18 protein-coding genes and 2 riboswitches are annotated in these 18,347 nt (G+C 61.1%); of the genes, 10 read left to right on the forward strand and 8 right to left on the reverse strand.

The genetic code is table 11. From position 1 onward, the window contains the following. Window position 1 precedes the first annotated feature (1 nt). Genes bhcC through bhcA form a run of 3 tightly spaced genes read right to left on the reverse strand, consistent with a single transcriptional unit; the run spans window position 2 to window position 3,329 of the window. On the reverse strand, window positions 2-1,165 hold the full coding sequence (gene bhcC / locus TRL7639_RS14000; RefSeq protein WP_085796494.1) for a 3-hydroxy-D-aspartate aldolase BhcC: 1,164 nt from the start codon (window positions 1,163-1,165) through the stop codon (window positions 2-4). Window positions 1,166-1,176: 11 nt separating this feature from the next. After that, window positions 1,177-2,142, reverse strand: a complete 966-nt coding sequence (gene bhcB / locus TRL7639_RS14005) for a beta-hydroxyaspartate dehydratase BhcB (RefSeq protein ID WP_085796495.1) — start codon at window positions 2,140-2,142, stop codon at window positions 1,177-1,179. Next, window positions 2,142-3,329 carry an L-aspartate--glyoxylate aminotransferase BhcA gene (gene bhcA, locus TRL7639_RS14010; RefSeq protein ID WP_085796902.1) on the reverse strand — a complete coding sequence of 396 codons (1,188 nt, stop codon included), beginning with the start codon at window positions 3,327-3,329 and terminating at the stop codon, window positions 2,142-2,144. Before bhcA ends, bhcB begins: the two co-directional genes overlap by 1 nt. Before the next feature lie 164 nt (window positions 3,330-3,493). On the opposite strand from bhcA, the gene bhcR reads away from it, so the two are divergent. Beyond that, on the forward strand, window positions 3,494-4,321 hold the full coding sequence (gene bhcR / locus TRL7639_RS14015) for an HTH-type transcriptional regulator BhcR (protein WP_085796496.1): 828 nt from the start codon (window positions 3,494-3,496) through the stop codon (window positions 4,319-4,321). Here bhcR and TRL7639_RS14020 read toward each other — a convergent pair. Both TRL7639_RS14020 and TRL7639_RS14025 read right to left on the reverse strand, forming a co-directional pair. Beyond that, window positions 4,318-4,665, reverse strand: a complete 348-nt coding sequence (locus TRL7639_RS14020) for a hypothetical protein (RefSeq protein ID WP_085796497.1) — start codon at window positions 4,663-4,665, stop codon at window positions 4,318-4,320. The genes bhcR and TRL7639_RS14020 overlap by 4 nt on opposite strands. A 79-nt stretch (window positions 4,666-4,744) precedes the next feature. Beyond that, on the reverse strand, window positions 4,745-5,575 hold the full coding sequence (locus TRL7639_RS14025; RefSeq protein WP_085796498.1) for a bifunctional allantoicase/(S)-ureidoglycine aminohydrolase: 831 nt from the start codon (window positions 5,573-5,575) through the stop codon (window positions 4,745-4,747). A gap of 214 nt (window positions 5,576-5,789) precedes the next feature. On the opposite strand from TRL7639_RS14025, the gene TRL7639_RS14030 reads away from it, so the two are divergent. The 3 genes from TRL7639_RS14030 (at window position 5,790) to TRL7639_RS14040 (ending at window position 7,710) form a co-directional block, all read left to right on the forward strand. After that, entirely contained in the window at window positions 5,790-6,146 is a 357-nt protein-coding gene (locus TRL7639_RS14030; protein ID WP_085796499.1) for a hypothetical protein, read from the forward strand. Window positions 6,147-6,305: 159 nt separating this feature from the next. Beyond that, a riboswitch (glycine riboswitch) is annotated at window positions 6,306-6,394 on the forward strand. Next, window positions 6,395-6,468: riboswitch (glycine riboswitch) on the forward strand. It abuts the riboswitch before it with no gap. An 83-nt stretch (window positions 6,469-6,551) separates the two neighbouring features. Continuing rightward, entirely contained in the window at window positions 6,552-6,911 is a 360-nt protein-coding gene (gene gcvH / locus TRL7639_RS14035; RefSeq protein WP_085796500.1) for a glycine cleavage system protein GcvH, read from the forward strand. A gap of 175 nt (window positions 6,912-7,086) precedes the next feature. Beyond that, a complete protein-coding gene (locus tag TRL7639_RS14040; RefSeq protein WP_085796501.1) occupies window positions 7,087-7,710 on the forward strand; it encodes an MliC family protein in 624 nt (207 codons plus the stop codon). A gap of 25 nt (window positions 7,711-7,735) precedes the next feature. On the opposite strand, the gene TRL7639_RS14045 is transcribed toward TRL7639_RS14040, so the two are convergent. Beyond that, entirely contained in the window at window positions 7,736-8,671 is a 936-nt protein-coding gene (locus TRL7639_RS14045; protein ID WP_085796502.1) for a 2-hydroxyacid dehydrogenase, read from the reverse strand. Between the two features lie 157 nt (window positions 8,672-8,828). Here TRL7639_RS14045 and TRL7639_RS14050 point away from each other — a divergent pair, with 157 nt between their 5' ends. Both TRL7639_RS14050 and TRL7639_RS14055 read left to right on the forward strand, forming a co-directional pair. Then, window positions 8,829-10,064 carry an acyl-CoA dehydrogenase family protein gene (locus TRL7639_RS14050; RefSeq protein WP_085796503.1) on the forward strand — a complete coding sequence of 412 codons (1,236 nt, stop codon included), beginning with the start codon at window positions 8,829-8,831 and terminating at the stop codon, window positions 10,062-10,064. Window positions 10,065-10,070: 6 nt separating this feature from the next. Continuing rightward, on the forward strand, window positions 10,071-10,862 hold the full coding sequence (locus TRL7639_RS14055; protein ID WP_085796504.1) for a thioesterase family protein: 792 nt from the start codon (window positions 10,071-10,073) through the stop codon (window positions 10,860-10,862). Here TRL7639_RS14055 and truA read toward each other — a convergent pair. Beyond that, window positions 10,852-11,622, reverse strand: coding sequence for a tRNA pseudouridine(38-40) synthase TruA (gene truA, locus TRL7639_RS14060; RefSeq protein WP_085796505.1), 771 nt, complete (start codon window positions 11,620-11,622; stop codon window positions 10,852-10,854). The two genes, TRL7639_RS14055 and truA, sit on opposite strands and share 11 nt — an antisense overlap. Window positions 11,623-11,716: 94 nt before the next feature. Here truA and TRL7639_RS14065 point away from each other — a divergent pair, with 94 nt between their 5' ends. Genes TRL7639_RS14065 through TRL7639_RS14075 form a run of 3 tightly spaced genes read left to right on the forward strand, consistent with a single transcriptional unit; the run spans window position 11,717 to window position 14,573 of the window. Beyond that, window positions 11,717-13,132, forward strand: coding sequence for a YcjX family GTP-binding protein (locus tag TRL7639_RS14065; RefSeq protein ID WP_085796506.1), 1,416 nt, complete (start codon window positions 11,717-11,719; stop codon window positions 13,130-13,132). After that, complete coding sequence (locus TRL7639_RS14070) at window positions 13,129-13,584, forward strand: GNAT family N-acetyltransferase (protein ID WP_235820385.1); 456 nt, start codon at window positions 13,129-13,131, stop codon at window positions 13,582-13,584. The genes TRL7639_RS14065 and TRL7639_RS14070 overlap by 4 nt, the downstream gene beginning before the upstream one ends. Continuing rightward, the gene (locus TRL7639_RS14075) at window positions 13,581-14,573 is read left to right on the forward strand and encodes a YcjF family protein (RefSeq protein ID WP_235820387.1); all 993 of its coding nucleotides are present in this window, start codon (window positions 13,581-13,583) and stop codon (window positions 14,571-14,573) included. The genes TRL7639_RS14070 and TRL7639_RS14075 overlap by 4 nt, the downstream gene beginning before the upstream one ends. 36 nt (window positions 14,574-14,609) lie before the next feature. On the opposite strand, the gene TRL7639_RS14080 is transcribed toward TRL7639_RS14075, so the two are convergent. After that, a complete protein-coding gene (locus TRL7639_RS14080; protein WP_085796508.1) occupies window positions 14,610-14,999 on the reverse strand; it encodes a hypothetical protein in 390 nt (129 codons plus the stop codon). A gap of 425 nt (window positions 15,000-15,424) precedes the next feature. Here TRL7639_RS14080 and ileS point away from each other — a divergent pair, with 425 nt between their 5' ends. Continuing rightward, the gene (gene ileS / locus TRL7639_RS14090; RefSeq protein ID WP_085796510.1) at window positions 15,425-18,346 is read left to right on the forward strand and encodes an isoleucine--tRNA ligase; all 2,922 of its coding nucleotides are present in this window, start codon (window positions 15,425-15,427) and stop codon (window positions 18,344-18,346) included. Window position 18,347: the final 1 nt, after the last annotated feature.

Consider the following 18,347-nt stretch of genomic DNA (forward strand, 5'->3'; position numbering starts at 1 on the left):
ATCAGAACGCCTTGCCGCGCGCCGAGATCGGCCAGACCACCTCGACCTTGCCGCCGCGCACGCCCACGTACCAATCGTGCACGTTGCAGGTGGGGTCACAGTGACCGGGCACCAGCCGCAACTTGTCGTTGACCTTGAGCACCGCTTGGGGGTCCGAGATCACGCCGTGTTCGTCCGAGCATTTGGCATAGGTTACATCATCGCGGCCAAAGACCACGGGCAGCCCGCTGTCCACTGACTGTGCTTTCAAGCCCGCGTCCACGACCGCCAGATCGGCTTTGGCGTGGCTCATGACCGAGGTCAGGATGAACAGCGCGTTTTCCCACTCGCCGTCGTCAATCCGCTTGCCGTCCTTATCAAGGATGCGGCCATAGTCGGCGTCCATGAATGCGTAAGAGCCGCACTGAAGCTCGTTGTAGACACCCGAGGCGCCTTCAAAATAATAGCTGCCGGTGCCGCCACCGCCGACGATATCGCAGTCCAGCCCAAGCGCCTTGAGCGCGTCCACAGCGTCGCGGACCATGGCCACGGCGATGTCGATCTTGGCGCGGCGATCGTCATAGCTGTCCATGTGCTGCATAGCGCCCTGGTAGGCCTGGATGCCGGAAAACTTCAGCCCCGACGCTGCGTTGATGGCCTGGGCGATCTCGACAACCTCGGGCGTGGTGGTCACACCGCAGCGACCCGCGCCGCAGTCGATTTCCACCAGGCATTCGATCTCGGTGCCATGGCGCGTCGCAGCCTCGCTGAGATCGGCAACATTGGCCAGATCATCGACACACACAAGGGTCCGCGCGCCCAGTTTGGGCAGCCGCGCCAGGCGGTCGATCTTGGCCGGGTCACGAACCTGGTTGGACACCAGCACATCCTTGATGCCACCGCGGGCAAAAACCTCGGCCTCGCTCACCTTTTGGCAGCAGACACCGCAAGAATTTCCCAGCTTTTCCTGCAGCAGCGCCACGTCGACAGATTTGTGCATCTTGCCGTGAACCCGGTGGCGTACGCCCATCTTTGCAGCCAGCTCTCCCATCTTGGTGATGTTGCGCTCCAACGCATCCAAATCGAGGACCAGCGCAGGAGTCTGAATGTCGGCCTCGGCCATGCCGGGCAGGGCGGGGATGTCATAGCCCACTTCAAGGCCGTCGAATTTTGCAGGTGCGTTCATTGTATCAGTCCTCATTGCGTCCAGGGGAGGCGATCCATGTCGACGTTGCCGCCGGTGATGATCACGCCCACGCGTTTGCCGGCAAAGACGCCGGGGTTTTTCAGGATGGTGGCCAGCGGCACGGCGCTGGAGGGTTCCAGCACGATCTTCATCCGCTGCCACGCGAGTTTCATGGCCGCGACGATCTCGTCTTCGCTGGCGGTCAGGATGTCGCTCACGTGGTTCTGGACGAAATGCCAGGTGTTTTCTTTCAGCGGCACTTTCAGACCATCAGCCACGGTTTGCGGCGCATCGTCCGCGATGATGTGGCCCGCCTTGAAGCTGCGATACGCGTCGTCGGCCTGCTCGGGCTCAGCCGCAAAGATCGCGGTTTCGGGGGCGGCGTGGCTCATCCACAGACAGGTGCCGGAGACCATGCCGCCGCCGCCGATCGGCGCGATCACGGCATCCAACCCGTCGGTCTGCTCCATCAGCTCTCGCGAGCAGGTGCCTTGCCCAGCGATCACGCGCGGGTCGTTGTAGGGGTGGACGAAATCGGCACCGGTTTCGGCGTGGACGCGGGCAAACACCTCTTCGCGGCTGCTGGTCGAGGGTTCACATTCGGTAATCACCCCGCCATAACCGCGCACGGCGGCCTTTTTGGCGTCGGGTGCAGTGCGCGGCATGACCACGTGGCAGGGGATGCCGCGTCGCCCGGCCGCATAAGACAGCGAAAGCGCATGGTTGCCCGAACTGTGCGTGGCAACACCACGTTTCGCGGCCTCGTCATCCAGGCCAAACACCGCGTTCGACGCACCCCGCACCTTGAAGGCACCCGCTTTTTGCAGGTTCTCGCATTTAAAAAACAGTTGCGCACCGGTCAGGTCGTCAAAGTAGCTGGATGTCAGGACAGGTGTGCGGTGGATGTGGGGCGCGATGCGGTCATGCGCTTCGATCACGTCCTGGTAGGTGGGCAAAGTCATGGTCAGGTCCTTCATCACGCGGCGTCCTGCTGTGGGTGGGCGTGCGACTGGCGATAGAACTCTTGCGCCGCCGCCACGCCGGACCCGAGTCGGATGTTCATCCCCAGATCAGCCATGCACATCTCGGCCGTGGCGATCCCCGAAAGCGCCATGACGTCGGTCATCGAGCCAAGGTGCCCGATACGGAACAGCTTGCCCGCGACCTCACCCAGCCCTACGCCAAAGGCGGTGCCATAGGATTCGGCCGCATGAGCGACGATATCGGTGCCATTGATGCCCGGTGTCAGAACCGCGCTCACGGTGTCGGATGCAACGTCGGGCGAGGCGGCGCACAGCTCCAGCCCCCAAGCGCGGATGGCACGGCGCACACCTTCGGCGATACGATGATGGCGGGCAAAGACATTCTCCAACCCCTCGTCCAGCAGCATCTGCGTGGTCAGTTTCAACCCGTTCATCAGCCCCACAGCAGGGGTATAGGGATAGGCGTTGTTGGCGTAACCGGCGGCCATGTCGCGCACGTCAAAGAAGGTGCGCGGCAGTTTTGCTGTCTCGGTCGCGGCCAGGGCCTTGGCGCTGAAGCCCACGATGGCCAGACCAGCGGGCAGCATGAACCCTTTTTGCGACCCGGTCACGGCGACATCGACACCCCAGTCGTCAAACCGGAAGTCCATCGACCCGATGGAACTGACCCCATCCACAAAGAACAGCGCCGGGTGGCCTGCACTGTCGATGGCGCGGCGGATGGCGCTGATGTCCGAGCGGACGCCGGTTGCGGTCTCGTTGTGCGTCGCCAGAACTGCCTTGATCCTATGCGCAGTGTCAGAGGTCAGGATTTCTTCGTAGCGGGCCGCATCAATGCCGTCCCCCCAGCGGGTTTCGACGATCTGCACGTCCAGCCCGTGACGCTGGCACATGTCGAACCAGCGGTGCGAAAACATACCATTGCGCGCGACCAGAACCGCGTCACCGGGAGACAGCGTGTTGCAGATCGCCGTCTCCCAGCCGCCGGTGCCCGAGGCTGGGAAGAGAAACACCTCGGCCGAATTGCTTTTCAAAACCTGACGTACACCCTCGCGGGCGGGATGCAGGATGTCACCAAACAGCGACGACCGGTGGTCGATGCTGGGCATGTCACAGGCCTTGCGCACCACTTCGGGGATGTTGGTGGGGCCAGGAATGAACAGAGGATTTTGATGGCTCATGGCCGTCTCCTTGGTTGCTTGGGGACAAGCGTAGGAGAGGGCGTTTGCGTCAGCAATTTTTTTGAAAAAATATTTCAAAATCATCAGGGGAGAAAAAATTGTTTCTTGTCAGATGGTTGAATTTTTCACATTATGAAATTGATTTTCGTTCTTGAGGTGGCGTGATGAATGACCCAGTGGAATCGACCGAGAAACGCTCGCGTGGGCGCCCGCGCGGATGGCATGACAAGACCGAACAGAACACGATCAAGTCGCTGGATCGCGCCATCGTCGTGTTGCAGCGGTTGGGGGAGCTTGGGGCGGTCACCCTGACTGACCTGGCGTCGGACCTTGGACAATCCCCGGCCACGGTCTATCGCGTGTTGGTGACGTTCCAGAACCGCGAACTTGTGGATTTCGACGACCGTGCGCAACTGTGGAGTGTTGGACCGGGTGCCTTCCTGATCGGCGCCACCTTTTTGCGCCGCACCAGCCTTGTGGAACGGGCGCGGCCCATCCTGCGCGCCTTGATGCAAGAGACCGGAGAGACCGCCAACCTTGGCATCGAACGCAACGGTGAGGTGCTGTTTGTCAGCCAGGTCGAGACACATTCCAACATACGGGCCTTTTTCCCGCCCGGTACGGTGTCAGAAATGCATGCCTCGGGCATTGGCAAGGCGCTTCTGGCCTTTATGGCTGAGGAGCGGCGCGACGCGATCTTGTCGGCGCAGCCGCTGACACCCTACACGGCACAGACTCTGATCCAACCCGAGGCACTGATCGAAGACTTGGAAATCAGCCGGGATCGCGGTTATGCCTTTGACGCAGATGAGAAAACAGACGGTATGCGCTGCATCGCCGCCCCCGTGTTCGACGCCTTTGGCGAGCCGGTCGCGGGCATATCGGTCTCAGGCCCGACCGTTCGGGTCACGGATGAAGACATCGACGGCTTGGCGCAGGCGGTCAAAACCGCTGCGCGGACCCTGTCGATTGCGATGGGGGCGTCTGTTTAACTGCCCGAGGCGACGCTCGGCGGGCAGCTGACCTGAGAATAGAACTGGCCCGAGATGTTTTCATACATGCTCGACCAGATCACCCGGCACCCGGTGGCCTGCTGAATGGCCGTTGCCGCTTGCACGCTGCGGCGGCGCGGCGGCGGGCCATAGGGGTTGAGGTTGTTCCAATCGCGGGTCGCCCGATAGGTGACCGGGGTGTCCGCGACCTGAACCACTTCCCACGTGCGGCTTAGCACACCAACAGATTTGGTGGGATATTCCGGCTTGGTCAAAGTGGTGGCCTCGCAGCCCGCGACAGCAAGGGCTGCCAGCAGAACAGGAACTGTTGCGCGGATTTTCATCGACCAATCTCCGTCATTTCTAATGCAATGACTCTGTTTGACCAAATTTCGCGCGGCCTGTGAACCCCTGACACCCGGATTAGCGCGGTGGTGACAAGGGCATGTGGCGATTGACGTCTTTGTACAACAGATAGCGGAACGGACCAGGGCCGCCCGCATAGCAGGCCTGTGGGCAAAAGGCGCGCAGCCACATGTAATCACCGGCCTCGACCTCGACCCAGTCCTGATTCAGCCGATAGACCGCCTTGCCCTCGAGCACGTAGAGCCCGTGTTCCATCACATGGGTTTCGGCAAATGGAATGACCCCGCCTGGCAGGAAGTTCACGATATTGACGTGCATGTCGTGGCGCAGGTCTTCAGGTTCCACAAAACGAGTGGTGGACCAGCGCCCCTCGGTTCCCGGCATCTCGTTTGGGGCAACGTCCTGTTCACGGGTGACAAAAGGCTCTGGCAAGTCAATTCCGTCAACCGCTTGGTACGCTTTGCGGATCCAGTGAAACCGCGCTGCCGGTCCGGCGTGGTTCTTCAAACGCCAGGCGCATCCTGCGGGCAGATAGGCATAGCCGCCCGGTTCGAGCACATGATCGCTGCCTTCGATGGTTAGAGTCACTGCTCCCTCGACCACGAACAACACACCTTCGGCGTTTGGGTCGGTTTCCGGGCGTTCGCTGCCGCCACCGGGCTGAACTTCCATGATGTAATGCGAAAAGGTCTCGGCAAAGCCGCTCATCGGGCGAGCCAGAACCCAAACGCGCGTTTCGTCCCAGAAGGGCAGAAAGCTGGTGACGATGTCGCGCATCGTGCCTTTGGGAATGACGGCATAGGCCGTGGTGAACATGGCGCGGTCGGTCAACAGCTGTTCTTGTCCGGGGTGACCGCCGGTTGGGGAGTAATAGGTGGGGTGTGCCATGCAAGCCTCGTGTGTGAGAGTTGCTCTCACTATGCGGGGATTGGCAATTGGCTGGAAAGGCGCGTTAATCGGATAGCTTTCTTCGGGATATTTTGAAGATTTGCACCTTGAGGGTTTGGACAAGCCGACACGGGCAGTGTAACGATGGGAACACGGACTGTGTTCGATACGCGTTTTGGTTGTGATCGGACCATCAGGAACATTTGAGGCAGCAATGAAGCATTTGATTTCGGTCGTTTTTTTGTCGACGATGTTGGGGTTGGCAGGGCAAGCCATGCAAGCCAAACCACTGTCGCGGATCATCAGCGAGATTGGCCTCTCGCCAGATGACTACAAAGTCATGCAAGCGACAGTGAATCAGCTCTTTGCCAATGGGATCCCGGCCGTTGGTCGGCAGTTGTCCTGGAACAACCCCGAAACGGCGTCCAAAGGCACCGTCAAACTTCGGGCACGTCAGGGCAGCTGTGTCTATCTGCAGCATTTCGTGTTTCCCAAAGGTGCCCCGCAATCTCGTGAAATCCGGACGCGGTGGTGCCAGGATGCCAACGGCACCTGGTTGTTGACGCCCTAGGGGCAGGACCCCATGCGTTTTGCGGCAGGCACATGCGGGCTTGCCCAGCATGTGCCCGGCCCAACGAGAGGAGGTGACCCGCAAGGGGCATCGACGACGGGCGGGAGCCCCCCGTGCCGGTAAGGACTTGTCGGTGCGAATGGGCCTTAGTACGGTGGCCTCATGCACGCGGGAGAACTGGCGCAAAGCTGGTGCCGAAGGAGCAACCGCCCCGGAAACTCTCAGGCCAAAAGGACCGTGTGCCAAAGAAAACTCTGGAGAGAGGCGCAACAGTGCCCGCCGAAGGGATAACGTTCTCAGGCGAAGGGACAGAGGGGGCATTGGGTCCGGTGCGCATGGTGCTCATGGCGTGTGGCTCATGGGGTGTTACCCCTCAGTGAATGACCAACTGGGAAGACAAGAGACATGAAATTTACTGAAGAACATGAATGGCTGCTGCCCGAGGGTGATCTGATCGTGGTGGGCATCACGGCCCATGCGGCCGAGCAATTGGGTGATGTGGTGTTCATCGAATTGCCCGAGGCAGGCACCGAAGTGTCCAAGGACGACGAGATCGTGGTCATCGAAAGCGTCAAGGCGGCCTCGGACATCCTGGCCCCGCTGGATGGCGAGATCGTCGAGGTCAACGAAGCGCTTGTCGACGCGCCCGGCCGGGTGAACGAAGACCCGATGGGCGAGGCGTGGTTCTTCAAGATGAAACCGTCCGATCTGTCGCCCATGGACGATTACATGGACGAAGCCGGGTACAACGATTTCATCGGTTGATTCGGTTTGGCGGGGGGGCTCCCGCCCATCGTCAATTTTTCTGACGAAAAACATCCTCTCGTTGGGCCGGGCAGCGCCGCGCAGTGCGCGGCGCTGCGGTTGCGCCAAAGGCCACCGGTACGCTTTGACTCGCAGCCCATGCCGCCTAGGTTTGGGATCGAAAGGGTGGTGTCTCATGAAGCACTGGTTTGTGGCAGTTCTGCTTGTGTCCGTCTCATCTGTTGTACACGCAGCTGATCCGTCGTTCGATTGTGCCAGGGCCCAAAGCGACGCCGAAGTCGCGGTCTGTACCTCAGAGGCGTTGGCCGAGCTGGATGTGGAAACGGCGCGCTTGTACCAATTGGCGGTCGCAGGCGTGTCTGGTGCGCGGCTTGATGAATTGAAGGCCATGCAAAGGGGGTGGATCAAGGGGCGCGACGAGTGTTGGAAGTCGTCCTTGGATCTGAGCACCTGTGTTGCCAACGAATACGCATTTCGCATCATGGATCTTCGTACAGGCTATTCCGATGCTCGCAGCGATGATGCTTCGGGCATCAGCCTTGGGCCCAAAGTTCTGGATTGTGACGGGTTCGACGCCGCGATCGGCGTGGTTTTCGTAAACGGGCAGACCCCGATGGCGGTGCTGAGGTGGCGGGACAATGCTGTTGCCTTGTCTCGCGTGCCTTCGGGATCAGGGGGCAAGTATCAGAGCAGCGCAGGTCTGGATGGCGTTGCTTCGTTGTTCACAAAGGGCAGCGAGGCGATGTTCACGCCGCCCGGTGGGGCGCAGTTGACTTGCCGCGTTGAAGAGGTTGGGTAGAAGCCAACTCCCCCTTCGTGGAGGCTCAGTACCCGCGATCCCGGTCCACCTCATGGAGCAGCGGCTCACCCGCACTCAGGCGGCGATAGTTTTCCGCCACATCCTTCAACGCGTCGCCTAGGTGCCAGCCAGAGACATGGGGTGTGATCACCACTTTTGGGTGCGACCAAAGCGGGTTGTCCGAGGGGAGGGGTTCTTCGCTGACCACATCCAACACCGCTCGGTCGAATTGACCCGCATCAAGGGCAGTCATCAGCGCGGGTTCATCAATCAAATCCCCGCGTCCTGCGTTCAGCAGTTGAGCGCCGGATTTCATGGCTGACAGAAGCTTTGCATCAAACAGGCCCACGGTTTCGGCCGTCGACGGTAGGATGCAGCAGACGAAATCGCATTCACCCAGCAATTCGGGCAGGGCGTCATAACCATGGCGGCAATCCACGCCTTCGATCTGTTTTGGCGACCGGCTCCAGCCTTTGACCTGAAAGCCCACGTCGCGCAGCATGCCCGCAGATCGGCTGCCGATGTGACCCAATCCTAGGACACCGACCACCGTATCGGGGGTGTAGCGCGGTTCGACCGGGGACCATGTGCTGATTGCCTGATCGGCATCGTGCTTGTCCATGTTGCGTTGAGCCCGCAGGATGTAGGCGAGGAACCATTCGGCAATCTCGCGCGCCGGGGCGTCGGGCTTCAGGCGCGTCACACGGACATGGTCGGGCAGGCCGGGGTGTTTGACGATGGTTTCAACACCTGCGCCCAGCTTTTGCACCAGCTGCAGGTTTACAAACTCGCTCGGGCGATCGCCTTGCAGGCTGACCACGGCCATCATGGTGATGTCTTCGGGGTTGCCTATGTTGGTGCTTATCCGAACATCGGCCTCAGGCATGGCGGCGCGCACCTGATCTGCCAGATCCTGTTCGGACATCCATCCGCTCATGCCAATTTCGATTAACAGGGCCATTGCGCTCTCTCTTTCCGACAAACTTTTCGATGACGTGCCGTCACACTGCTGGACTTACCCGGCGCAGCTAAGCCACACTTTGACCAGAGGTAAAGACCGGAATTTCAGCGCATGCGCCAGCCCGGTGGTTGGCATCGGAGCGCAAGGGGAGGATTTCATGGATATGAGTTTCACGATGCGGGACGAGAACCGCGCACTACTGGATCGCGTCACAGCGATGATCCGGGACGAGATCATGCCGCTCGAGCAGGAATACCATGACGAGATCGCCAAGGAAGACCGCTGGAAGTACACCGCGCGCCAGACCGAGATCCTCGAAGGGCTCAAGGCCAAGGCCAAGGCCGAGGGGCTGTGGAACTTCTGGTTGACCGACAGCGACAAGGGCTTTGGCTTGTCGACCGTCGAATATGCCTATTTCGCCGAGCAGATGGGCAAAACGCCCCTGGGCGCCGAGGTGTTCAACTGTTCCGCGCCCGATACCGGCAACATGGAAGTGTTCGAACGCTACGGCAACGATGCCATGAAAGAGCAATGGCTCAAGCCGCTGCTCGCGGGTGAAATTCGCTCGGCTTACCTGATGACCGAACCTGACGTGGCCAGCTCGGACGCGACAAATATTTCGATGTCCTGCGTGCGGGACGGTGATGACTATGTCTTGAACGGCGAAAAATGGTGGTCCTCGGGGGCAGGCGATCCGCGCTGCAAGGTCTATATCGTCATGGTCAAGACCGGTGGGGACGAACTGCCCAAGCACAAGCGCCAGTCGATGATCGTGGTGCCAGCCGATGCGCCGGGTATCGAGATCCTGCGCCCGATGGAGGTCTATGGCCACGACGACGCGCCGCACGGGCACATGCACATCCGCTTTACCAACGTTCGCGTGCCCGCCGACAGCATCCTGCTGGGCGAGGGGCGCGGGTTCGAGATTGCCCAAGGCCGCCTTGGGCCGGGCCGTATCCACCACTGCATGCGCGCCATCGGTCAGGCCGAGATCGCGCTGGAGCGTATGTGCAAACGCTCGCTGCAGCGCGAGGCGTTTGGCAAGAAACTGGCCCAGCTTGGCGCCAACTATGACATCATCGCCGAATGCCGGATGGAGATCGAAATGGCCCGCCTGCTGTGCCTCAAGGCGGCGTGGTACATGGATCAGGGCGACGCACGTGCAGCTGCACCGTGGATCAGCCAGATCAAGGTTGTGGCACCCCGCGTGGCGCTCAAGGTGATCGACGAAGCGGTGCAGATGTTCGGCGGTCAGGGCGTAAGTCAGGACACCCCGCTGGCCATCGCATGGACCCACGTGCGGACGCTCCGTCTGGCCGATGGCCCGGATGCGGTGCACCGCCGTCAGGTGGCCCGGACCGAACTGCGCCAGTACACGCAGGAGAAAGTCTGACCCCAGATGCGGGACCTCTCGTATTTCAAGGTGGCTGCGGATGGCTCGTTTCACGGAAACGACCCCGCCCGCGGCCCATGGTCGCCTGATCATTGTCATGCCGGTCCCGTCACGGGGCTGGTGTGCCGCGCGGCCGAGGCGGCGGCGGGGCCTGCCAAGATGCTTACCCGCCTGACCATTGACGTGCTGCGCCCGGTGCCCTTGCAGGGGCTGAGGATCAATACGGACGTGCTTCGGAACTCGCGGACGTTGACCACCACACGGATCGAAGTTGTGGCCGAAGATGGCACCATATGTGCCATCGCCAGTACAATGCATCTGGTGCGCAAAGAGCTGTCGGATGTGCCAACGGCGCGGGTTCAAAGCCCTCGGTTCGAGGATGCCGAGCAAGGTGAACCGATCCTGATCGCGGGTATTCACGACAAGCCGATGTTCGGCAACTTCACAGAAATGGCTTTCCCGAAAGGGCAATCTCGCGAACCTGGCCCAAAAATCGTTTGGGCCCGAGTGCCCAATCTGATTGAGGGCGAAAACCAGTCCCCTATTCAATCAATTTGTGCGCTGGCTGATTGCGGGAACGGTCTGTCGATGAATGAAGTGCCGAAGCAGATTGGTTTCATGAACACAGATTTGACTCTGCAAATTCACCGTGAACCGGAAAGCGACTGGTTGGCATCAGACTCGGTGTCTCATTGGCACGACACCGGGGTAGGGATGTCCCACGCCACCCTTTATGACACCAAAGGACCGGTGGGCGTTGCGCTACAAACGCTGGTTTTGCATCCGATCAAGACGTGAACGGATCGTCCGGGTAGCCCACGCGCGCCAGATAGAGGCCTTGCGGTGGGCAGACCGGGCCGCAGGCGGCGCGGTCGCAGGCCTCCAAAGCTGTTCTTACATCGTCAGGCAACCAACTCCCGGAGCCGACGCGTTCCAACGTGCCCACGAAACTGCGCACCTGATTGTGCAGGAACGACCGCGCGCGTACGTGAAAGTGAATCTCGGGACCTGAGAAGCCCTGAACCTCTTCGATCCGCAGCTCGTCCAGCGTTTTGACCGGACTTGCCGCCTGGCAGATGGACGATCGAAAGGTGGTGAAGTCATGCAACCCGATCAGATGGGCTGCCCCTTCGCGCATGGCGTCCACATCAAGCCGGTGATTCACACGCCAGACCTGCCCCTTGTCATGGGTCGCAGGGGCGCGGCGTTGCAGGATACGGAACAGATACTGCCGTTCCACTGCCGAAAACCGCGCGTGCCAGTCATCATCCACGCGCGCGGCAGCCACGATTGCGACGGGCGCGGGCTTCAGGTGGTGGTTAAGCGCCTCGGACAAACGGAACGGATCCCAGTCCTTGGTCAGGTCACAATGCGCCACCTGTCCCAGCCCATGCACGCCCGCATCGGTGCGCCCTGCGGCAGCAATCGTGTGGGGGCCCGGTTCCAGACAGGCAAGCGCCGCTTCGATCGCGCCCTGGACCGAAGGTTGATCCTTTTGCCGCTGCCATCCGGCAAACGGCGCGCCCTGGTATTCGACTTTCAATGCGTAACGTGACATGGCGTCGGGCAGTAGCGCGCCTTGTGCGACAAGTCTAGTCAGGGCGGGGGCGGCTCCCTATCTTGGGGCAAAGCAATTTGGGCAGGACATAAGTTTGGTCATCTCATCTCTGGCTGATCGCGTGGTGCGCAGCGTTGAAACCGTCGGCGATACCGTGTCCGAGGCCTTGTTCGAGCCGGTCATTCGGCTGGGCGTCACAGGCCTCGCGCGTTCGGGCAAGACGGTTTTCATCACCTCGCTGGTTGCCAACCTGCTGGATCGGGGTCGGATGCCAGGATTGGTCGCCGCGCAAGAGGGCCGGATCGAAGCCGCCTATCTGCAACCCCAACCCGATGACACCGTGCCGCGGTTCGACTACGAAACCCATCTGGGTGCATTGACCGGCCCGTCGCCCCATTGGCCGGACAGCACCCGCGCAATCTCGGAACTGCGCCTGTCGCTTAGGGTGAGACCCACTGGCTTGCTGTCGGGCTTGCAAGGGCCGCGTACGGTGCATCTGGATATCGTGGACTATCCCGGTGAATGGCTGCTGGATCTGGCTTTGCTGGATCGCAGCTTTGACGATTGGTCGCGCGAGACATTGGAGCGGATTGCGGATCGACGCTGTGCCGCGGATTACATGAGCGCGCTGGCGGGGATCGATCCCGAAGCGGCGCATGACGAGCCCTTGGCGCAAACCCTGGCGCAGAGCTTTGCAACCTATCTGAATGCCGCCCGTGACACTGGGTACTATGATTGCACGCCGGGTCGTTTTCTGTTGCCCGGGGATCTGGCGGGCTCGCCGGTGTTGACCTTCGCGCCGCTGCCTGTGACCGTGTCTTCTGCGCGCCGCAGCTTGCACCGCGAAATGGAACGTCGGTTCGAGGCGTATAAAGCGCGTGTGGTCAAACCCTTTTTCCGCGATCATTTCTCGCGCATCGACCGGCAGGTCGTGCTGGTTGATACTTTGGGCGCGATCAGCAAGGGCCCAAAGGCGGTCGAGGATATGCGTCACGCACTGGCTGATATCCTCACCAGCTTTCGCCCTGGTCGCAACGCCTGGCTCGCCAGCCTGCTGATGGGCAAGCGGGTGGAAAAGATCCTGTTTGCGGCCACCAAGGCAGATCATCTGCACCACCTGCAGCACCCACAGTTGACCAGCATCATGGAGGCGCTGACCCGTGACGCCCGCGACCGGGCACAGTTTGCGGGGGCCGAGACGGCAGCACTGTCGTTGGCTTCGCTGCGGGCCACAACCGAAGAGATGCACAGCCACAACGGGCAAGAGCTGCCTTGCGTCCGGGGCACTCTGCTGGACAGCGGAAAGCAGGCTGCGCTGTACCCCGGTGCCTTGCCCGACGACCCCTCGCACCTGCTGCAGCCCGCACGCGATGGGGCCGAGGCCTGGCTGGACGGGGATTATCAAGCCATGGGGTTCGCCCCGGCGCCGCTGACGCTCAAGCCAGGCGACGGACCACCGCATATCCGCCTGGATCGTGCGGTACAATTCCTGATCGGGGATCGGCTGTGATCATCCGCGCCGCCCATGGGGCGGATGCCGGTGCGATTGGGGCCATCTTGTCGGCTTTCATCGACGACACGCCTTGGATGCCGCGGATCCACACCCGGGCCGAGGATCTTTCGTTCGCCGGTCTGATGGTGGATCGCGGTTGGGTGCGTGTCGCCGAGCGCGACCGCGTGGTTGTTGGATTTCTGGCTTTGAATGAGGGTTTTGTACATTCGCTTTACATGCAGTCCGACGTTCAGGGGCAGGGGGGTGGCAAGGCGCTTCTGGACGACGCCAAGGCGAGCAGTGAACGACTGGCATTGAACGTTTTTCAGGCCAACACCGACGCACAACGATTCTATCAACGCGAAGGCTTCGTCGAAACTGGTCGCGGCGATGGAACCGGAAACGATGAAAACCTGCCCGACATCACTTACGTATGGACGAGGACAGCCAAGGAAGAGCCGCAAACATGAGCAAAGGTCCCGTTGTAATCGACCTGGAAGAAGAGCCGACAACGTCGGTCGCGGACGCCCCACCTGTGCCCGATGTGGCCGCGCCTACAGGGCAGGCCATGCAGATGGCTGCCAAGGTGGCCGCGCGCAAACCCTCGCGTTTGGCGAAATGGTTCTGGGCCTTGGCGCTGTCGGTGCTGGGCGCGGTTGTCTCGGTCGCAGCGTGGGATTTCGTGGCCTCTCTGAACACGCGAATGCCCATGCTGGGTTACGCCGTGACCGGCCTGATCGGGGCTTTGGCTCTGGTAACGCTGGTGATCGTCATCAAGGAACTGGCCGCCATTGGCCGTCTGTCTCGCGTTGATGGCCTGCGCCGCGCCGCGGATGAGGCGCTGGCCAGTGGCGAGTTGAGGCAGGCCAAAGATGTGTCGAAACGCATGCTTGCCTTCTACCGGGGGCGGGACGACGTCCGCTGGGGCCGCGACCGCGTGATAGAGCGGATGGACGAGCAATTCGATGCGTCGGGGCTGTTGGCCTTGGTTGAGGACGAGATGCTTGCAACTTTGGATGCCGCCGCCCGGGCCGAAGTCGAGGCGGCCGCACGCCAAGTGGCCACGGTGACAGCTTTGGTGCCGCTGGCGCTTGCGGATGTGCTGACGGCGCTGGCCGCCTCCCTGCGCATGATCCGCCGCGTGGCCGAGATCTATGGCGGGCAGGCCGGGTTCTTTGGCAGTTGGCGGCTGACCCGCGCCGTGTTCTCGCATCTGGTGGCGACCGGTGCGGTGGCTGTTGGCGATGACCTGCTGGAGCCTGTTCTGGGCGGCTCGATCCTGAGCAAACTGTCGCGTCGATTTGGCGAGGGGCTGGTCAACGGCGCCCTCAGCGCCCGTGTCGGCGTCGCCGCGATGGAGGTTTGCCGCCCGCTGCCCTTCTCCGAGCGCCACCACCCGTCGGTGCGGGGCATCGTCAAGGGGGCGTTGAGTGGGTTGTTTTCTAAGGGCGAGAGGTAAGTGTGTGCAGGCCGGGTTGGCCTGCACATGCGATAATCAATATTCGAGGTTGACCACCTGAGGATAGCCCCAAAGGTCATTGGATTTGTCGCGGTTGGAGGCGGCTGCGCCAGTGGCTGCGACACCGACCAAGCCAAAGCCGATCAACATGTGGCCTGCTGCCTGATTGCGATAGGCCTCGGCCGTCCAGTTTACGGGTTCGATCGTTTTCTTCAGCGTCTTGCCGTTGGCGGTGCATGTCAAGGTCAGGTCAGGCGATGTCTGGCCATAGGTTGGCAGCGTCAGCTTTTCAGGCAACTCGATTTCCGCAGTGAAGGCGACGCTGTTCAAAGTGCAGGCTGCGTTTTTCGGCGGTAGACTGCCGCTGGCGGCATTTTCCTGGTTTTTGAATTGCACTTGGCTGGGAAGGAAGGCAAGGGGTTTCATCCCTTTGCCCTGCGCGGTGAATTGCAAGGCCGATGAGGGGCTGTCGAGCCCCTTGGTGGAATTAGACGTATTCGTTTTGGTCGGAGTTTCGCAGCCGCTCAAAGCAATGGTGGTCGCGAACAAAACCGCGATATTGAAATTTTTTTTTCATGGGTGTCTCAGTTGCCTTTTTTCTTCTGACTATAATTAGCGTCACTCTGCTTCAAGTTGAAACGAAGGTACCTGTGACGATAGTTCACAGGTCCAAGCTTTACGCCGCTCGGTCGCCGTCCTATAAGGCGCGCATGAGCCATCTGAGCCTCATCATTATTCGAATTATATCCCCGGCGCTCTGACCCCTTGAGACGCCGGGCAAAGGTGCTTGAGACTTCGCACTGACCGCTTCGATCCTTACACGCCACGACGATACCCAAAGGACGCCACACATGTGCTCCGACAAAACAACCGATACGCCCGAATACAAAGACACGTTGAACCTGCCCAAGACCGATTTCCCCATGCGCGCAGGCCTGCCCAAGCGCGAGCCCGCATGGCTGGAACGTTGGGAAAAGATCGGCGTTTATGACCGCCTGCGCGAAAAACAGGGCCGCAAGCCCTTTATCCTGCACGATGGCCCTCCTTACGCGAACGGCCACCTGCACATCGGCCACGCGCTGAACAAGACCATCAAGGACATGATCGTGCGCAGCCATCAGATGATGGGCCACGACGCGCGCTATGTGCCGGGCTGGGATTGCCACGGTCTGCCGATCGAATGGAAGATCGAGGAACAGTACCGCAAGAAGGGCAAGAACAAGGACGAAGTGAACGTGGTGGACTTCCGCCGCGAATGCCGCGCCTTTGCCGATGAGTGGGTGGGCATCCAGCGCGAAGAATTCAAACGTCTGGGCATCACCGGCAACTGGGCCGATCCGTACCTGACCATGGCGTACGACGCCGAGGCGGTGATCGCGGATGAGTTCATGAAGTTCCTGATGAACGGGACTTTGTACCAGGGTTCCAAGCCCGTCATGTGGTCGCCCATCGAAAAGACTGCCCTGGCGGAGGCCGAGGTGGAATACCACGACAAGGAAAGCTTCACCATCTGGGTGAAGTTCAAGGTTGCCGAACCCGCTGACCACAAGCTGGCGGGCGCGCATGTCGTGATCTGGACCACGACGCCCTGGACCATCCCGTCGAACAAGGCGGTCGTCTATGGGGACGAGATCGCCTACGGCCTCTACGAAGTGACCGGCACGCCGGACGAATGCTGGGCCAATGTGGGCGACAAATACATCTTGGCCGACAATCTGGCCGCGGATGTGTTCCGCCGCGCGCGTCTGGATGATGATCAGTGGACCCGAGTGGCAGATGTTCCTGCCTCGGACCTCGAAGGGATCGGTCTGGCGCATCCGCTGGCCGGGGCCGAAGGTGGCAATGGCGAGTGGGATGACATCCGTGATTTCCGTGCGGCTGACTTCGTGACTGACACCGAAGGCACAGGTTTCGTACACTGTGCGCCCTCCCACGGTATGGAAGAATTCGAGCTCTACCGTGATCTGGGCATGCTGGAACAGGTCATCACCTACAACGTGATGGACGACGGCTCTTTCCGGGCAGATCTGCCGTTCTTTGGGGGCAAGTTCATCCTGTCTCGCAAGGGCGGTGAGGGCGACGCCAACAAGACCGTCATCGACAAGCTAGTCGAGGTCGGCGGGTTGCTGGCGCGTGGCAAGATCAAGCACAGTTACCCGCACTCGTGGCGGTCCAAAGCGCCGATCATCTATCGCAACACGCCGCAGTGGTTTGCGTCTGTTGACCGCAAGCTGGACGACGGTATGGGTGAGATGGGCGACAGCATCCGCGAACGGGCGCTGCGTTCGATCGACGAGCTGGTGAAATGGACCCCGCAGCGGGGCCGCAACCGCCTGTTCTCGATGATCGAGGATCGCCCCGATTGGGTTCTGTCGCGTCAACGCGCCTGGGGCGTGCCGCTGACCTGCTTTACCAAGAAGGGCGCGCTGCCCACGGATGCCGATTACCTGCTGCGCAACGCTGATCTGAACGCCCGCATCAAGGCCGAGTTCAAAGAGCACGGCGCTGATGTCTGGTATGAGGATGGGTTCAAGGCCAAGGTTCTGGACGGCATCGCTGACCCGGAGGCCTATGATCAGGTATTCGACGTGCTTGATGTGTGGTTCGACTCCGGCTCGACCCACGCATTCGTTCTGCGCGACCGCGAAGACGGGACCGAGGACGGTATCGCCGACGTGTACATGGAGGGCACTGACCAGCACCGCGGGTGGTTCCATAGCTCGCTGTTGCAGGCCTGTGGCACCAAGGGCCGCGCGCCCTATCGCAATGTGGTGACGCACGGCTTCACGCTGGACGAGAAGGGCATGAAGATGTCCAAATCGCTCGGCAACACAATCGTGCCCGAGGCGGTGATCAAGCAATATGGCGCCGACATCCTGCGCCTGTGGGTGGCCCAGACCGATTACACCGCCGACCAGCGGATCGGGCCGGAAATCCTGAAAGGCACCGCCGACAGCTATCGTCGCCTGCGCAACACCATGCGTTATATGCTGGGCTCGCTGGCCGACTTTACTGAGGCCGACCGGGTGGACCCCGCCGAAATGCCGCGTCTGGAGCGTTGGGTGCTGGGCCGTCTGGCCGAGCTGGATGCGCAAGTGCGCGAGGGCTATGCCAAGTTCGACTTCCAAGGCGTGTTCAGCGCGATCTTCAACTTTGCCACCGTGGACCTGTCGGCCTTCTACTTCGACATCCGCAAGGACGCGTTGTACTGCGACGGTGACACCCTGCGCCGCCGCTCGGCGCGTACGGTTCTGGACATCCTGTTCCACCGCCTGACCACCTGGCTGGCCCCGGTTCTGGTCTTCACAATGGAAGAGGTCTGGTTGGAGCGCTTCCCGGGCGATGACAGTTCGGTGCATCTGGTCGATTTCCCTGAAACACCCGCCGACTGGCGCAACGCCGAGTTGGAAGAGGCCATGGCCAAGGTACGCCGCGTGCGTCGTGCCGTGACCGCCTCGCTGGAACTCCAGCGCCGGGAGAAGGTCATCGGCTCCAGCCTTGAGGCAGCACCCGTGGTGCATATCGATGACAAGGACACCCGTGAACTGCTGGCGACCTTTGATGTCGATGACCTGTGCATCACATCCGGCTTGTCCGTGACGGGCGATCCGTCCCCGGCCGAGGCTTTCCGCGTGCCGGAAATCAACGGTGTGTCGGTGGTGTTCGAAAAGGCAGAAGGCGCCAAATGTCAGCGCTGCTGGAAGATCCTGCCGGACGTCGGGGCGCACAGCCACGCAGGCGTCTGTGGCCGTTGCAACGAGGCGCTGAGCTGAG

Origin of the sequence: Falsiruegeria litorea R37 (assembly GCF_900172225.1) — a bacterium.
GTDB classification, from domain to species: Bacteria; Pseudomonadota; Alphaproteobacteria; order Rhodobacterales; family Rhodobacteraceae; genus Falsiruegeria; species Falsiruegeria litorea.

What these genes read in the sequence shown, in the direction of transcription:
- bhcC (WP_085796494.1), bottom strand. Translation starts at nt 1,165, where the DNA reads ATGAACGCACCTGCAAAATTCGACGGCCTTGAAGTGGGCTATGACATC.
- bhcB (WP_085796495.1), bottom strand. Translation starts at nt 2,142, where the DNA reads ATGAAGGACCTGACCATGACTTTGCCCACCTACCAGGACGTGATCGAA.
- bhcA (WP_085796902.1), bottom strand. Translation starts at nt 3,329, where the DNA reads ATGAGCCATCAAAATCCTCTGTTCATTCCTGGCCCCACCAACATCCCC.
- bhcR (WP_085796496.1), top strand. Translation starts at nt 3,494, where the DNA reads ATGAATGACCCAGTGGAATCGACCGAGAAACGCTCGCGTGGGCGCCCG.
- TRL7639_RS14020 (WP_085796497.1), bottom strand. Translation starts at nt 4,665, where the DNA reads ATGAAAATCCGCGCAACAGTTCCTGTTCTGCTGGCAGCCCTTGCTGTC.
- TRL7639_RS14025 (WP_085796498.1), bottom strand. Translation starts at nt 5,575, where the DNA reads ATGGCACACCCCACCTATTACTCCCCAACCGGCGGTCACCCCGGACAA.
- TRL7639_RS14030 (WP_085796499.1), top strand. Translation starts at nt 5,790, where the DNA reads ATGAAGCATTTGATTTCGGTCGTTTTTTTGTCGACGATGTTGGGGTTG.
- gcvH (WP_085796500.1), top strand. Translation starts at nt 6,552, where the DNA reads ATGAAATTTACTGAAGAACATGAATGGCTGCTGCCCGAGGGTGATCTG.
- TRL7639_RS14040 (WP_085796501.1), top strand. Translation starts at nt 7,087, where the DNA reads ATGAAGCACTGGTTTGTGGCAGTTCTGCTTGTGTCCGTCTCATCTGTT.
- TRL7639_RS14045 (WP_085796502.1), bottom strand. Translation starts at nt 8,671, where the DNA reads ATGGCCCTGTTAATCGAAATTGGCATGAGCGGATGGATGTCCGAACAG.
- TRL7639_RS14050 (WP_085796503.1), top strand. Translation starts at nt 8,829, where the DNA reads ATGGATATGAGTTTCACGATGCGGGACGAGAACCGCGCACTACTGGAT.
- TRL7639_RS14055 (WP_085796504.1), top strand. Translation starts at nt 10,071, where the DNA reads ATGCGGGACCTCTCGTATTTCAAGGTGGCTGCGGATGGCTCGTTTCAC.
- truA (WP_085796505.1), bottom strand. Translation starts at nt 11,622, where the DNA reads ATGTCACGTTACGCATTGAAAGTCGAATACCAGGGCGCGCCGTTTGCC.
- TRL7639_RS14075 (WP_235820387.1), top strand. Translation starts at nt 13,581, where the DNA reads ATGAGCAAAGGTCCCGTTGTAATCGACCTGGAAGAAGAGCCGACAACG.
- TRL7639_RS14080 (WP_085796508.1), bottom strand. Translation starts at nt 14,999, where the DNA reads ATGAAACCCCTTGCCTTCCTTCCCAGCCAAGTGCAATTCAAAAACCAG.
- ileS (WP_085796510.1), top strand. Translation starts at nt 15,425, where the DNA reads ATGTGCTCCGACAAAACAACCGATACGCCCGAATACAAAGACACGTTG.